The sequence below is a fragment of the Pseudomonas sp. KT_2_4 genome, from assembly GCF_041410225.1.
Lineage (GTDB): Bacteria > Pseudomonadota > Gammaproteobacteria > Pseudomonadales > Pseudomonadaceae > Aquipseudomonas > Aquipseudomonas paracarnis.
This window is the reverse complement of sequence record NZ_CP166962.1, coordinates 3,589,514-3,603,753: the sequence shown is the minus strand read 5'-3', so window position 1 is coordinate 3,603,753 and position 14,240 is coordinate 3,589,514. Positions and strand designations below refer to the sequence as shown.

Sequence of the window (14,240 nt, the reverse complement as noted above, 5' to 3'; positions counted from 1 at the left end):
TTTGTCTGTGGCTAAAGGCGCATGGGTTTTTTATCGACTTTGTGATGGGATCCACACAGCACTTTTAAGGGTGCAAATGTCTTACAGGCATGAAGGCGTATTCGGCACTTTGTTTTTTCCCAGAGCGCGCTAGAATGCGCGCCGATGGGCGGAGAACTGTATGTGGCAACAGACCCTGATTACCCTGCGGGCCAAGCCCCGGGGCTTTCACTTGGTAACGGACGAGTTGCTTGCCGGCTTGCCTGAATTGAAGGCGTGCCGTGTGGGCCTGTTGCATTTGTGGCTGCAGCACACCTCGGCCTCGTTGACCGTCAACGAGAATGCCGACCCGGCGGTTCGCCGTGACTTCGAGCGTTTTTTCAACCTGCTGGTGCCACAAGGTCGCGCAGGGTTTGAACATAACGACGAAGGTCCGGATGATCTGCCGGCGCACTTCAAGGCCAGTCTGCTGGGCTGCCAGCTGAGTTTGCCGGTCAAGGCCGGCCGCTTGGCGATAGGGACCTGGCAAGGTGTTTATCTGGGCGAGCACCGTGATCATGGCGGTGCTCGTAAAGTCCTCGCCACCTTGCACGGTGAAGGGGCATAAGCCACTGGTGATTCAGTGGATGTTGATTTTTTTCCGGCAACCTCGACAGAGGGTGAAGCTGGGCTATAACTAATCTGCTTTTCGCAAGTCATGAGGTAGAACATGAGCGACGATGATCTGGAACAAGACGACCTCGAAGTAGGTGATGAAGACGACACCGAAGACGGTCTTGAAGTTGCGGCCGAAGACGTTGCTGAGGACGTCGATGACAGTGTTGGCGATGACGCGGCTCCCAAAGCCAAAGGCAAAGCCAAGGCGGCTGTGTCGGTAGACGAGTTGCCGAGCGTTGAAGCCAAGAACAAAGAGCGCGATGCCCTGGCCCGTGCGATGGAAGAATTCCTCGCTAAAGGCGGCAAAGTGCAGGAAGTCGAGGCCAACGTGGTGGCTGATCCACCGAAGAAGCCGGATAACAAGTACGGAAGCCGACCTATCTGAGGTCTGCCTTCTGCTTGTAAGAAAAAGCCCGCCGTCGCTGCGGGCTTTTTCATGCCTGGAGCAATTTACCGGTTTGCTGCAATACCCTGTGGGAGCAGGCAAGCCAGCTCCCACATTGGGGCCAGTGTTAGCTCCAGCGACTCAGCAGTGGCGGCAACTCCGTCAGGCTGCGAATCTGCGCATCCGGGCGCTTGTCACCCTCCCAGGCCTTGCCCGTGGGGTTGAACCACACTGCCCGCAGTCCCGCCTGCTGCGCGCCGGCGATGTCATCCCCAGGATGATCGCCCACATGCACTGCCGCGCTGGCGTCCACACCGCCACGTTGCAGTGCTTCATGAAACAGCCGTGCGTCCGGCTTGGCGATGCCGATATCTTCAGCGCGCAGGGCAAAGTGAAAGTAGTCCGCCAGGCCCACACGCTGCACATCGGCATTGCCATTGGTGATCACGCCGAGCAGGAAGTGCTGGCGCAGCGCCTTGAGCATCGGCTCGGCTTCCGGAAACACGGTGAGTTGGTGGCGTGCGTGGATGAACGCTTCGAAGCAGACATCCGCCATCTCTGTGGCCTCAGGTTGGGGATAACCGGCCTCCTCGAACGCATGCATCAACACGCGGTGGCGCAGCAGGCTGATACGGTGTTTGAGTTCGGGATGACGCTGCAGCACCTGCTGGCGCAGGCTGGCAAAATGCTCAAGGGGCAGGTCGCCGACCTTGGACGCGTGGGTCGCCAGCCATTCACGCATCGACGCTTCGGCGCTGATGATGACAGGTACGTTGTCCCAGAGGGTGTCGTCCAGGTCGAAGGTGATCAGCTTGATACTCATGAGTCGCCGCCCTTGATGCGTTTGGCCCGTGGATGGGCGCTGTCGTACACCGTTGCCAGGTGCTGGAAGTCGAGGTGGGTGTAGATTTGCGTGGTCTTGATATCCGAGTGCCCGAGCAGCTCCTGCACGGCGCGCAGGTCCTGGGAGGATTCGAGCAGGTGGCTGGCAAAGGAATGACGCAACATGTGCGGGTGCAGATTCTGCCCCAGCTCGCGCTCGCCGGCAGCCTTGACCCGCAGTTGAATCGCCCGCGGCCCCAGGCGCCGGCCTTGCTGGCTGACAAACACGGCATCGTCTGCCGGGTTGGTCAGAAGGCGTAGCGGCAGCCATAGCTGCAAGGCTTCGCGGGCTTTCCTGCCCACGGGCAGTACGCGCGTCTTGCTGCCTTTGCCGAGCACTTGCACCAGGCCATCGGCGAGGTCCAACTGGTCGAGGTTCAGGCCCGTCAGCTCCGACAGGCGCAGGCCCGAGGAATAGAACAGCTCGAGGATTGCCTGGTCGCGATGGGCCAGGAAGTCATCCTCGACGGCACCGTCGAGCAATTGCAGGGCTCGGTCTGTGTCCAGGGTCTTGGGCAGGCGCCGTTCGCCTTTGGGCGGTGACAGGCCATTGGCCGGGTCGTGGTCGCACAGCCCTTCGCGATTGAGGTAGTGATAGAGGCCGCGCACCGCCGACAGCAGGCGAGACAGGCTGCGGGAGGATTGGCCCTGTTGGTGCAACCGGGCGATCAGGCTGCGCAGGGCCTGGATATCCAGGGCCTTCCAGCTGCTGACGTGCTGCTTTTCGCAATAGGCCAGGACCTTGTTCAAGTCCCGCCGATAAGCTTCCAGCGTGTGGGACGACACCTGGCGCTCATTGCGCAGGTGAGCGCAGTAAGCGTCCAGTTGCCGCTCCATGATCAGCGCACCGCGCGCAGGGTGGTGGTGTGGCGTGGCAGGACGCGGCCCAGCACTTCGGCGATATAGGTCAGGAACAACGTGCCCACCGAGCTTTTGTAGTGCGCCGGGTCGCGGCTGGCGATGGCCAGTACCCCGTGCAAGCCTTGATGGCTGAGGGCGATGACGGCCGTAGAGCCGATCTGCTTGCGCTGTTCGGCGCCAAACAGGAAGTCCAGCTCATGCTCGCGCAAGGTGCCGCTGACGGTCTTGCCTTCGGACAGCAGGCCGCCGATGGCCGTCTGCGCTTCGCCACCTGTGACCCAGCGGCCCACCGGCATCGGGTTGTCGCTGAACAGGATCAGGCTGACGAAGGGAACCTGGAAATCCTCACGCAGGCTGTCTTCCACGGCGATCACCGTTTCTTCCAGGCTGGTGGCATCCATCAGGGTCAGAATCAGGCGGCGGGTCTTGTCGAACAAGCGGTCGTTGTCGCGGGCCACGTCCATCAGATGCGAGAGCCGGTGGCGCATTTCAATATTACGCTCGCGCAGGATCTTCATCTGCCGCTCCACCAGCGATACGGTATCGCCGCGCTGGTGAGGGATGCGCAGGGCCGGCAGCAGTTCTTCGTGCTCGACGAAGAAGTCCGGGTTAGCCTCAAGGTACGCCGCGACAGCAGCGGCCTCCAGGCTTTCACTCGGGGTAGCGTGTGCGGGTACTTGAGGCTTATCGGTCATTAGCTTGGCTCACTCATAGACGGACCTGTCCTTCGTATACGCGCGAGGCCGGCCCGGTCATCATCACCGGGTGGCCAGGGCCTGCCCATTCGATGGACAAACGTCCGCCGGGCAGGTCGATCAACAGCGGCGAATCCATCCACCCCTGGCTGATCGCAGCCACGGCAGCGGCGCAAGCACCGGTGCCGCAAGCCTGGGTTTCGCCGACGCCGCGTTCCCATACGCGCAATTGCGCACGGTTGCGGTCGATCACCTGCAGGAAGCCCACATTGGCCCTTGCCGGAAAGCGCGGGTGATGTTCGATCTTCGGCCCCAGTTCGTGCACGGGGGCGTTATTGATGTCGGTGACCCGCAGCACTGCATGAGGGTTGCCCATGGACACGGCGGCGATGTCGACGGTCTTGCCGTCTACATCCAGTGCATAACTGGTGGCCTGCTCGCTGGCCTGGAACGGAATATCCGCCGGCACCAGGCGTGGGGCGCCCATGTTGACGCTGATCTGGCCATCGTTGCGGATGTCCAGTTCGATCACGCCGCCTTTGGTTTCGACGCGAATCTGGCGTTTGGCAGTCAGACGCTTGTCGAGCACAAAGCGCGCAAAGCAGCGCGCGCCGTTGCCGCACTGTTCCACTTCGGAACCGTCGGAGTTGAAGATCCGGTAGCGGAAATCCACCTCCGGGTTGCTCGGCGCCTCGACCAGCAGCAACTGGTCGAAACCGATCCCGGTGTGGCGATCACCCCACTGTTTGGCGTGCTTGGGCAGGATGTGCGCGTGCTGGCTGACCAGGTCGAGGACCATGAAATCATTACCCAGCCCGTGCATCTTGGTAAAACGCAGCAGCATGGCTTACTCCGGCAGCAGGCTTTCGCCAGCATACAACTCGGCTACCGTCTCGCGGCGACGCACTTCAAATGCTTGATCACCGTCCACCAGCACCTCGGCGGTACGCCCGCGGGTGTTGTAGTTGGAACTCATGACAAACCCGTAGGCACCGGCCGAATGCACGGCCAGCAGATCACCTTCCTCAAGCGCCAACTCACGATCCTTGGCGAGGAAGTCGCCGGTCTCGCAGATGGGCCCGACGATGTCATAGGCGCGGGCTTCGCTTGTGCGCGGCGTCACGGCGGTGACATCCATCCAGGCCTGGTACAGCGCCGGGCGGATCAGGTCGTTCATCGCCGCATCGACGATGGCGAAATCCTTGTGTTCGGTATGCTTGAGGTACTCGACCTGGGTCAGCAACACGCCAGCGTTGGCGACGATGTAGCGGCCCGGCTCGAACATCAGCGTCAGGTCGCGGCCTTCGATGCGTTCGCGCACGGCCTGGATATAGTCGGCAATCAGTGGCGGCTCTTCATCGCGATAACGCACGCCCACGCCACCACCGAGGTCGATGTGGTGCAGGTAGATGCCGCACTCGCCGAGGCGGTCGATCAAGGCCAGCAGGCGGTCGAGGGCATCCAGGAACGGTGGCAGGGTGGTCAGTTGCGAGCCGATATGGCAGTCGACGCCCAGCACTTCCAGGTTCGGCAGTTGGGCTGCGCGGATGTACACGTCCTCGGCGTCGGCGATGGCAATGCCGAACTTGTTCTCTTTGAGACCGGTGGAGATGTACGGGTGGGTGCCGGCGTCGACATCCGGGTTGACGCGCAGGGAGATCGGCGCGCGAACGCCCATTTCGGCGGCAACGACTTGCAGGCGCTCCAGTTCGTCGGTGGATTCGACGTTGAAGCAATGCACGCCGACTTCCAGGGCGTGGCGCATGTCTTCGCGGCTCTTGCCGACGCCGGAGAAGACGATTTTGTCCGCCTGGCCACCGGCGGCCAGTACGCGTTCCAGCTCGCCACGGGACACGATGTCAAAACCAGCGCCAAGACGCGCCAGGACATTGAGTACACCCAGGTTGGAGTTGGCCTTGACTGCGTAGCACACCAGGTGCGGCACGCCGTCGAGGGCGTCGGTGAACGAGCGGTATTGGGCTTCGATATGCGCACGCGAGTACACATAGGTCGGGGTGCCGAAGCGCTGGGCAATCGCGGACAAGGCCACGCCTTCCGCGAACAGCTCGCCGTCCCGGTAGTTAAAAGCGTCCATAAGTTTCCCTTAACTTAGTAGGTGTCGTGCTTATGGGCTTTTGACGGCTTTTGCGACGATTGCGCCTGTTCGTTTGGATCTTTGCTGTCATCCGGCAGGTACAACGGGCCTTTCTGGCCACAGGCACTAACGAGGCAAGCGACCGCGACGAGCGCAGCAAGGGAAGAGATCAGGCGCTTCATGGCGAAATCCTTGAATATGCATTAATTGCGCCCGAGTATACCGACCACCCGCCAGCTTGCCTATGCGCCGCAACACCCGTCCGGCGGGGGTTTGCCGAGACAGTAGGGAAGCAGGCTACGATGCCTGGGGATATTTCGTACCGTCATCCGTGATGAAATCAGTATCCTTTGCAATCGGCGAGGCTCGCCCGTATCGTGCGGCGCTTGAGCAAAACCAGACACTTTTGAGGTTGCCACAATGAGTTTGACCGAAGCCCGTTTTCACGACCTGGTGGATGCCACCCAGGAGAAGCTGGAAGATATTTTCGACGACAGCGACCTGGATGTGGATCTGGAAAACTCGGCCGGTGTGCTGACCGTCAAGTTCGAGACTGGCCCGCAATTGATCTTCAGTCGCCAGGAGCCTCTGCGTCAGCTGTGGCTGGCGGCGCGCTCCGGTGGCGTTCACTTCGACTACGATGAAGAAAGCGGCAAATGGCAGTGCGACAAGAGTGAAGAGTTGCTGGGTGAGATGCTCACCCGACTGGTCCAGGAATACACCGGCGTCGAGCTGGATTTCGACGAGGTCTGATGGTGAGTGAGCCTGCAACCGTACGCCCGCCCAAGCCGCTGTTTAGCAATGTCAGCCCGGCAGTGCCGTCACCTTGTATCAGTTTGTGTCGCCTGGACGAGCAGAAAGTCTGCCTGGGCTGCTTCCGCCACGTGGAAGACATCCGGGAATGGCGCTCTGCCGACGATGCGCGGCGCCGGGTGATCTGCGCCGAGGCTGAACAGCGCAAGGCGAGCGCCTGACGGCGTCTTGTTTATTTGTGTCGCTGTGGTAGTGTCCGGATACACCTCCATTCATCGAGGTCCGTGAGAACCCCGCCTTTTCCTGGCGGGGTTTTGCTTTTTTGTGCAGAAAAAAGGAGTCTGCCTGAATCATGACCACCGCACCGTCCATCATTCTTACCCGTCTTGACGTGCAGCGTCTGGAGCAACTGATCGACCGCTTGGGCGACGAGTTTCCCGGCGCCCGAGCGTTGCAAGCCGAACTCGACCGCGCCGAAGACGTGGTTGGTCACGATGAAGTGCCTGCGGGTGTCGTGACCATGAACTCCAGCGTGCATTGCCGTGAGCAAAGCAGCGGCAAGGACTATCACCTGACGCTGGTCTACCCCAAGCACGCGAACGCCGACGAAGGCAAGATTTCGATCATGGCACCCGTGGGCAGCGCATTGCTCGGCCTGCAAGTGGGCCAGCACATCGACTGGCCGGCGCCAGGCGGCAAGACCTTGAAGCTGGAATTGCTCAGCGTCGAAGGCCAGCCCAAAGATGGCGGCGCCTTCCCGCTCTAAACCTGATTCAAGGCCGCATTGAGTGACTGTTCCAGTTCGGCTTTATAGCGCAGGTACAGATTGCTTGGGCTTTGCACATCACCGAGCAGCCCCGACAGATCCAGATCAGTGATATAGCAGCGGTAACGCTCGGTTTCCCGACGTTGCCCGACGATCTCCCGGGCGACCACCGTAAACAGCTGGTCGCCAAATTCCAGTTCGGAAAACTCCCGCTGATTGCAGTACAGGGTGATCCCTACGTGGCCTGGCGTGCCTTTGCCGATAATGGCCTGCACGTCATAAAACGCCTTGTTGGCCGGGTCTTGCGGGGCCGGCCTTGGCTCAACGCCCCGCGCACGGCCGCTGCCCGATGGCAACAGTTGGTAATACAGGATCTGTATCTCGCCCGCGGGTTGCTGGGTGTCCAGGGACGATAGTGCTTCGCGGCGATACAGGATCGATTGCAAAAAGCGCTGCAACGGCGCCAACAGGCTTTGCTCATCATGAAATGGCAAGCGCTGTTGCCAGAGCGCGTTGAATTCGTCGAGCACGTAGACGTCGGCGAAGCCTTCATTAACGCGGTAGAACACCTGCACACACTCGGCTTGGCCCATGGGCAGCAGCAGCGCCAGGTCGTGGTCTTCCAAGGCCATGGCGTCCAGGTGCCACGGGCTATAGCTGACCAGCTCCTCGCTGAGGTAGGCGATCAGCGCGTCCTGGGTCGGCAGTGACACATGGGTGGCCTGGCCCGGTACCAGTTCCATGACGTGATAATGCTGCTGCACCTGGAGCAGGTAGCGATGATTGCCCTGGCCGAGCAGCAGATGCTGCGCGGTGTCGAATACCTCTTCCACCCGCTGGGCAATGAACTGTGCCCGGTTGTGACAAAAACAACGCACTCGCAGGCGTGGCAGATGGTTCGAGGGCAGTTGGTTGAGGTAGTCGCGCAGGCAGTCGAGCAGGGCGTGGGGGCCGTCATAGCGGCTGACCATCACTTCGTTCCAGCTGTTGAGCGTGACCTGGTCCAGGGTCAGCACCAGATTGTCGCGCACGCCGGCATAGCTCAGGGAGTCGGTGCGCTCTGTGGTCATCAGGATATTCAGGTCGCGATGATGTTTGAGCGGGTCAACCCCAACGTTGATCAACAGCAGCACCTCTTCCGGCACTGCCGGGCGCAGCAAGCGGCTCTCATCGACACTGGACAGGGGCAGGGCGATGGTCTGTTGCAGGCTGCCCAATAGGTTGAACAGCTCGAACTCGGTCATGTCGCTGGTGCCGGGGTGCAGCGCCAGGCGGGTGCTGCTGTCGATCACGCCGTTGCGATGGCACCAGGTGAGCATTTCCAGCAGGTCGCGGCTGCGTTTGATCGGGGCGAAGTGTTCCCACTCCAGAGCGGTAAGGTTGCCGTTATACAGGCCCCAATGGTGCTGGCCCGGCTCCTTGCGGTTGGGCGACTGCACCAGGGTCAAAGTGTCTTCGGCCAGGTCCGGGGCGATGCCGGGGTTGATGAACTCGACCTTGCCGGCCTTGCGCTCGAACGCCGCATACAAGCGGCGGCCCAGTACATTGAGTTCGCGTTTATTGACCGCGCTGGCGGTGTGTTCGCTGCGGGTGAACTGGGTGAGGAAGCGGTAGCTGTAGTTCAACTCATTGACCAGAGCACGGCGCTCGGAGGCTACCTGGCGCACTTTCCATTGGCTGCGGCTGTCCAGCAGGGCCAGTTGGCGCGTGTCCCAGCCCCACTCATGCGCCAGGCGTTCCAGCAGCTGCCGTTGCCAACCGGCGGTGCGCTGGCCGGCGCTGAGCTTGCGGTTGACCTTCAGGTACAGGCTGCGGCGCACCAGTTCCAGGCGCTCCAGCTCGTTGCGGGCCTTGAGGTATTCCTCGATGCGGCGGTAGACCATGATGTACGGGTCCAGCTCATCCAGGTCTACCTGATGGCTGAACACCGCCTGTTTGAAGCGCAGGCTCAGGCATTGCACCTTCGGGTGTTCGCTGGCGTAGACCTCGGTCAGCAGCAGCTTGAGCACCGATTTATAGGGCGACTCGATGCCCTTGAACAGTTGCCACAGCCCGGCGCCAATAAACTCCCCCGGAGGAATATGAGCCAGATGGCCGAGGTCGAGGGTTTCATCGGCGCGGATGAAGCGCTTGGACACCAGGGCGTGAGTAAATTCGGCGTAGCGGTTTTCTTCGTAGACCGGTACCAGCCACCAGATGGGGGTGCGCCCGGCCAGCCAGATCGCGGTGCGATAGAACTCATCCAGCAGCAGGTAGTGCTGGGTGGTGCCGCAGTCGTCGGAACTCAGTGGCGTATCGCGATCACCCAACACAAAGCGCGTCGGGTCGATCAGGAAGAAATGCGCCTCGGCGCCCATGCTCAAGGCCCAGGTTTCCAGCAGTTGGCACTTTTTGCGCAGCTCGGCCAGCTCGGTCTCGCTCAGGTCGGGAGCGTGGCATACCCACACGTCCATATCGCTTTGATCGGCCTGCGCCAGCGTGCCAAGGCTGCCCATCAGGAACAAACCGTGGATCGGCGTAGGCGGGTTGCCATGGCGCGGTTTATAGGAGAACGAGCGGGTCAGGCGTTGGGCATCGGCCAAGGCCTGGGCGTCCGGTTCGAAATTCGACAGGCCAGCCGGTGTGTTACTGGAGACATAGCCCGGCAACAGCGGATGATTGACGTGGAAAAACAGCGGCAACAAAGCCAGCACGCTTTGCTGGCGTGGCGTCAGCCCCTCGACGGCCCGGGCCATGCGGCCTTGATTGAGGGTCATGAAACGCGCGCGCAGTTGGGTCAGCACCTTACGGTCGATGCCTTCGTCCAGATCGGGGCGGATTTCATGGGTGCGGGTCATGTCGAACTCGGTGGCTCGCAGCCCGACGCGGGCGGCCATGCAGGAGTTTACAGACAGTAGCGTAGGAGTTTTAGAGGGAAGTGGCTTTTTGGCGTCAGAATTTCGTATGCCGCGCAGCAACACCCGCGGAATCCGCAGGCGGCGGACTCCATGGGCGGTATCAAGTATCAGGCGGCTTCTTTGGTGTTGGCAGTGGTCAGGATGGTCAGCAGGGTTTGGGCTTGCTCGGCAGCGTCCCGGCCAAGGCTCGTCAGGTAGCCCCCGTCCGGTTGGTCAATCAGCCCTTTGGCATGGAGGCGCTTGGCAGCGGCGATGGCAGTAGGGGCGGCAGTCTGATGGACTTTCAAGCCTTCCTTGGTGCTGTCCAAGGGGAAGAGTACAAGGATTTCCAGTTCGGCAACCAACTCAGGGGTATACGACATAAGGACTCCAGACTTTCTAAAATTTATTAGAGGCTAGCAGGCCATAAGGTGAACGCACTTTGCCGAACTGTCCAGCGTGTTGCTGCGTGCCGGGGTTATTCCTTTTCCGGCGGCAGCTCGGGCAGTGCCCGCAGTGCCGTTTCATACCACTCGGTATTGAAGGCGCGGTCATCTTCGAGCATGGCGTCGATCTCGAACGCCAGCACGTGAGCCATCAGATTCAGGATATCTTCGCGCTCGTAACCCACCAGGGTCAGTTTGTTGAACGTAGCCTTGGCCGCTGGCGGGTTATCGCTCTCGATCTGGTTCTCGATGGCTTCGATCAGCGTGGTCTCGGTGAATTCTTCTTCGTCGTTGTCGATATCGGTCGGCTCGCTCATGGCAGGCTCCTCAAGGAAAGGGCGTCAGTCTACCCCCATTCAGGTGGGTGATGCTGCTGGTCAGGGTGCCCTCGAGGATCTATAACTCTTGCAGCCAACCCCACACCCGGCCTGGAGGCTTTGCGATGCTCAAGCTTTACGGATTTTCGGTCAGCAACTACTACAACATGGTCAAGCTGGCGCTATTGGAGAAAGGACTGCCCTTCGAAGAGGTGCCTTTTTATGCTGGGCAAACTCCCGAAGCCTTGGCGGTAAGCCCCCGCGGCAAAGTGCCGGTGCTGGGTGTGAAGCAGGGGTTCATCAACGAAACCAGCGTCATTCTCGAATACCTCGAACAGACCCAGGAAGGTCCGGCGCTGTTGCCCGCCGACCCGTTTGCGCGGGCTCAGGTGCTGGCGCTGTGCCGTGAGATCGAGCTGTACATCGAACTGCCTGCGCGGGCGTGTTTCGCCGAGGCTTTTTTCGGCATGGCGGTGCCGGAGGCGATCAAGGAGAAGTCCAGGGCCGAGCTGCTGCTTGGAGTAGGTACCTTAGGCCGGCACGGGAAGTTCGCGCCTTATGTGGCGGGGGAGAGCTTCACCCTTGCGGACCTGTATTTCATGTACAGCCTGAACCTGGCCTGCGGTGTGGGCGAGAAGCTGTTTGGGCTGGATCTGCTGGAGCCGTTGCCGAAGGCGAAAGCCTTGTTGGCGCGCCTGAATGGGATGCCCAATGCGCAGAAGGTAGAGGCGGACAGGCAGGCGGCGATGCCGGCATTCATGGCGATGATTGCGGCCAAGAAATAACCAATGTGGGAGGGGGCTTGCTCCCGAAGGCGGTGGGTCAGCTAAGATTTTCTTGTCTGATACACCGTCTTCGGGAGCAAGCCCCCTCCCACAATTTTAGCGGCTGGCGAGCAATTGCTGGCCGCGCACGACCGCCGCCTTGACCTGTGCCGGCGCAGTGCCGCCCACATGATTACGGGCATTCACCGAGCCTTCCAGGGTCAGCACGGCAAACACATCCTGCTCGATCTGGTCGCTGAACTGGCGCAGTTCTTCCAGGCTCATTTCCGCCAAGTCCTTGCCGGTGTCCACACCGTACTTCACGGCGTGGCCGACAATTTCGTGGCAGTCACGGAACGGCAGGCCCCGGCGCACCAGGTAGTCCGCCAGGTCGGTCGCGGTAGAGAACCCGCGCAGGGCCGCTTCACGCATGATCGTATGCTTGGGCTTGATCGCCGGAATCATGTCGGCAAAGGCACGCAACGAGTCGCGCAGGGTATCGGCGGCGTCGAAGAGCGGTTCCTTGTCTTCCTGGTTGTCCTTGTTGTAGGCCAATGGTTGGCCTTTCATCAGGGTCAGCAGGCCCATCAGTGCACCAAATACACGGCCGCTCTTGCCACGCACCAACTCTGGCACGTCGGGATTTTTCTTTTGCGGCATGATCGAGCTGCCGGTGCAGAAGCGGTCCGGCAGGTCTATGAACTGGAATTGCGCGCTGGTCCATAGCACCAGCTCTTCGGAGAAGCGCGACAGATGCATCATCGCGATGCTGGCGGCGGCGCAGAATTCGATGGCGAAGTCCCGGTCCGACACGCCGTCCAGGGAGTTGCCGCCCACGGCGTCAAAGCCCAGCAGCTGTGCGGTGTACTCACGGTCAATCGGGTAAGTGGTGCCGGCCAGTGCAGCGCTGCCCAGCGGCATGCGGTTGGCACGCTTGCGGCAATCGACCAGGCGCTCGTAGTCGCGGCTGAGCATTTCGAACCAGGCCAGCAGGTGGTGGCCGAAGGTCACAGGCTGTGCGGTCTGCAGGTGAGTGAAGCCGGGCATGATGGTGTCCGATTCACGCTCGGCCTGCTCCAGCAAACCTTTTTGCAGGCGGGTGATTTCGCCCAGGATCAGGTCGATCTCATCGCGCAGCCACAGGCGGATATCGGTGGCGACCTGATCGTTACGGCTACGGCCAGTGTGCAATTTTTTGCCGGTCACGCCGATGCGATCGGTCAGGCGTGCCTCGATGTTCATGTGCACGTCTTCCAGGTCGACGCGCCAGTCGAACGTCCCTGCCTCGATCTCACCGCGGATGGTGGTCAGGCCGTCGATGATGCTGTCACGCTCGGCGTCGGTCAGCACGCCGACCTTGGCCAGCATCGTGGCGTGGGCGATGGAGCCCATGATGTCGTGGCGGTACAGGCGTTGATCGAAGGTGACGGAGGCGGTGAAGCGCGCGACGAAGGCGTCGACGGGTTCACTGAAGCGGCCGCCCCAGGACTGGTTGGTCTTGTCGGTGCTCATGGATTCGCTCGTGATCTGCTTAAAAGAGGCATGAAGGTGTGCCGGCGATCATAACAGGGTTGCCCGTGGAGGCGGTGCTGCGGGTGATCGGCAATTTTATTTGTGTAAGAGATGGCTAAGTGCCTTGCCGCCGACCGCATCCGGGACGAGACTGGGGGCAGGTACTTATTGAAACGATATTTGACGATTGAGCAATGTCGCCTCAGTGAGCGTCTACAGTTGGACTGATAGTGTGTGAATGCACCAAAGTCGGGTGATGCGGTCATAACCAGACTATCCATTAAACAGGGGGGTATTCGGATTGTTTATCAGTGAACCCTACGACGATGCCCGAAGGCAGCGGGTCTTGGGCGCTATTGAACAGGTCCGGGTAAATTTGGGTGCCATTCTCAGGGCACTTTTTGCCGCTCGCGCTAGTCTTAGCGTGGATCGCTGTGACGTCAGTCACCGCACCTGTCTACGCTATCCTTGTGCGAGACTCACGCAGGAATCCAGCGCAATATGAATGTCCTGATCGTTGATGACGAACCCCAAGCCCGCGAGCGACTGAGCCGTCTGGTCAGTGAACTCGAGGGTTATACAGTCCTTGAACCGAGCGCCACCAGCGGCGAAGAGGCGTTGACGCTGATCGACAGCCACAAGCCGGATGTAGTGCTGCTCGATATCCGCATGCCGGGCTTTGATGGCCTGCAGGTCGCCGCCCGCTTGAGCGAACGCGAATCGCCGCCCGCCGTGGTGTTGTGTGCGGCGCAGGATGAGTTTTCTGCACAAGCGCTGGAAGACAGCGGTGTCAGTTTTCTCGTCAAGCCGGCCACTGCCGAAGCCTTGCTCAAAGCCTTGAAAAAAGCCGAGCGTCCCAGCCGCGCCCAACTGGCTGCCTTGACGCAACCGGCTGCGCAAAGTGGTAACGGGCCACGCAGCCATATCAGCGCACGTACCCGCAAGGGCATCGAGCTGATCCCACTCGGCCAGGTGGTTTACTTTATTGCCGATCACAAATACGTGACCTTGCGCCACGAGACCGGTGAAGTGTTGCTTGATGAACCGCTCAAGGCGCTTGAAGACGAGTTTGGCGAGCGTTTCGTGCGCATTCATCGCAACGCGCTGGTCGCCCGTGAACGCATCGAGCGCCTGCAGCGCACGCCCCTGGGGCACTTTCAGCTATTCCTGAAGGGGCTCAATGGCGATGCGTTGATCGTCAGCCGACGCCATGTCGCTGGCGTGCGCAAGATGATGCAGCAGCTTTAGCCCA

The 14,240-nt window shown here is 60.8% G+C and carries 17 protein-coding genes; 7 read left to right on the top strand and 10 right to left on the bottom strand.

Annotated elements, in window-relative coordinates:
• Window positions 1-160 precede the first annotated feature (160 nt).
• Together AB9N64_RS16775 and sutA are read left to right on the top strand one after the other, a co-directional pair.
• The gene (locus AB9N64_RS16775; RefSeq protein ID WP_003195429.1) at window positions 161-586 is read left to right on the top strand and encodes a secondary thiamine-phosphate synthase enzyme YjbQ; all 426 of its coding nucleotides are present in this window, start codon (window positions 161-163) and stop codon (window positions 584-586) included.
• A gap of 102 nt (window positions 587-688) precedes the next feature.
• A complete protein-coding gene (gene sutA / locus AB9N64_RS16770; RefSeq protein WP_014720461.1) occupies window positions 689-1,021 on the top strand; it encodes a transcriptional regulator SutA in 333 nt (110 codons plus the stop codon).
• Window positions 1,022-1,148: 127 nt separating this feature from the next.
• Here sutA and AB9N64_RS16765 read toward each other — a convergent pair whose 3' ends face one another.
• From AB9N64_RS16765 to AB9N64_RS16740, 6 genes are read right to left on the bottom strand one after another with little or no spacing between them, the layout of a single operon-like run.
• Window positions 1,149-1,844 (bottom strand): HAD family hydrolase, encoded by a 696-nt coding sequence (locus AB9N64_RS16765; protein ID WP_014720460.1) that lies wholly within the window; start codon window positions 1,842-1,844, stop codon window positions 1,149-1,151.
• Window positions 1,841-2,740 (bottom strand): tyrosine recombinase XerC, encoded by a 900-nt coding sequence (gene xerC / locus AB9N64_RS16760; RefSeq protein WP_014720459.1) that lies wholly within the window; start codon window positions 2,738-2,740, stop codon window positions 1,841-1,843. Before xerC ends, AB9N64_RS16765 begins: the two co-directional genes overlap by 4 nt.
• A 2-nt stretch (window positions 2,741-2,742) precedes the next feature.
• On the bottom strand, window positions 2,743-3,459 hold the full coding sequence (locus AB9N64_RS16755; RefSeq protein WP_014720458.1) for a DUF484 family protein: 717 nt from the start codon (window positions 3,457-3,459) through the stop codon (window positions 2,743-2,745).
• Window positions 3,460-3,472: 13 nt separating this feature from the next.
• Entirely contained in the window at window positions 3,473-4,303 is an 831-nt protein-coding gene (dapF, locus tag AB9N64_RS16750) for a diaminopimelate epimerase (protein WP_014720457.1), read from the bottom strand.
• Window positions 4,304-4,306: 3 nt separating this feature from the next.
• On the bottom strand, window positions 4,307-5,554 hold the full coding sequence (gene lysA, locus AB9N64_RS16745) for a diaminopimelate decarboxylase (RefSeq protein WP_371359540.1): 1,248 nt from the start codon (window positions 5,552-5,554) through the stop codon (window positions 4,307-4,309).
• Between the two features lie 14 nt (window positions 5,555-5,568).
• The gene (locus tag AB9N64_RS16740) at window positions 5,569-5,736 is read right to left on the bottom strand and encodes a lipoprotein (RefSeq protein WP_003195417.1); all 168 of its coding nucleotides are present in this window, start codon (window positions 5,734-5,736) and stop codon (window positions 5,569-5,571) included.
• A 238-nt stretch (window positions 5,737-5,974) separates the two neighbouring features.
• Between AB9N64_RS16740 and cyaY the strand changes: the two genes are divergently transcribed.
• The 3 genes from cyaY to rnk all read left to right on the top strand — a co-directional run bounded on the left by cyaY (window position 5,975) and on the right by rnk (window position 7,073).
• Window positions 5,975-6,307, top strand: a complete 333-nt coding sequence (cyaY, locus tag AB9N64_RS16735; protein WP_014720455.1) for an iron donor protein CyaY — start codon at window positions 5,975-5,977, stop codon at window positions 6,305-6,307.
• 2 nt (window positions 6,308-6,309) lie between these two features.
• Entirely contained in the window at window positions 6,310-6,528 is a 219-nt protein-coding gene (locus AB9N64_RS16730) for a DUF1289 domain-containing protein (protein WP_032873896.1), read from the top strand.
• 131 nt (window positions 6,529-6,659) lie between these two features.
• A complete protein-coding gene (gene rnk / locus AB9N64_RS16725) occupies window positions 6,660-7,073 on the top strand; it encodes a nucleoside diphosphate kinase regulator (protein ID WP_014720453.1) in 414 nt (137 codons plus the stop codon).
• Here rnk and AB9N64_RS16720 read toward each other — a convergent pair.
• From AB9N64_RS16720 to AB9N64_RS16710, 3 genes are all read right to left on the bottom strand, one after another.
• On the bottom strand, window positions 7,070-9,910 hold the full coding sequence (locus AB9N64_RS16720) for a class I adenylate cyclase (protein WP_122300680.1): 2,841 nt from the start codon (window positions 9,908-9,910) through the stop codon (window positions 7,070-7,072). The genes rnk and AB9N64_RS16720 overlap by 4 nt on opposite strands.
• 167 nt (window positions 9,911-10,077) lie before the next feature.
• Window positions 10,078-10,332 (bottom strand): TIGR02647 family protein, encoded by a 255-nt coding sequence (locus AB9N64_RS16715; protein ID WP_014720451.1) that lies wholly within the window; start codon window positions 10,330-10,332, stop codon window positions 10,078-10,080.
• 95 nt (window positions 10,333-10,427) lie between these two features.
• The gene (locus AB9N64_RS16710; RefSeq protein WP_014720450.1) at window positions 10,428-10,712 is read right to left on the bottom strand and encodes a hypothetical protein; all 285 of its coding nucleotides are present in this window, start codon (window positions 10,710-10,712) and stop codon (window positions 10,428-10,430) included.
• Between the two features lie 125 nt (window positions 10,713-10,837).
• On the opposite strand from AB9N64_RS16710, the gene AB9N64_RS16705 reads away from it, so the two are divergent.
• A complete protein-coding gene (locus tag AB9N64_RS16705) occupies window positions 10,838-11,497 on the top strand; it encodes a glutathione S-transferase family protein (protein WP_014720449.1) in 660 nt (219 codons plus the stop codon).
• A gap of 96 nt (window positions 11,498-11,593) precedes the next feature.
• On the opposite strand, the gene argH is transcribed toward AB9N64_RS16705, so the two are convergent.
• Entirely contained in the window at window positions 11,594-12,988 is a 1,395-nt protein-coding gene (argH, locus tag AB9N64_RS16700) for an argininosuccinate lyase (RefSeq protein ID WP_014720448.1), read from the bottom strand.
• 501 nt (window positions 12,989-13,489) lie between these two features.
• Here argH and AB9N64_RS16695 point away from each other — a divergent pair.
• Window positions 13,490-14,236 carry a LytTR family DNA-binding domain-containing protein gene (locus AB9N64_RS16695; RefSeq protein WP_003195394.1) on the top strand — a complete coding sequence of 249 codons (747 nt, stop codon included), beginning with the start codon at window positions 13,490-13,492 and terminating at the stop codon, window positions 14,234-14,236.
• Window positions 14,237-14,240: the final 4 nt, after the last annotated feature.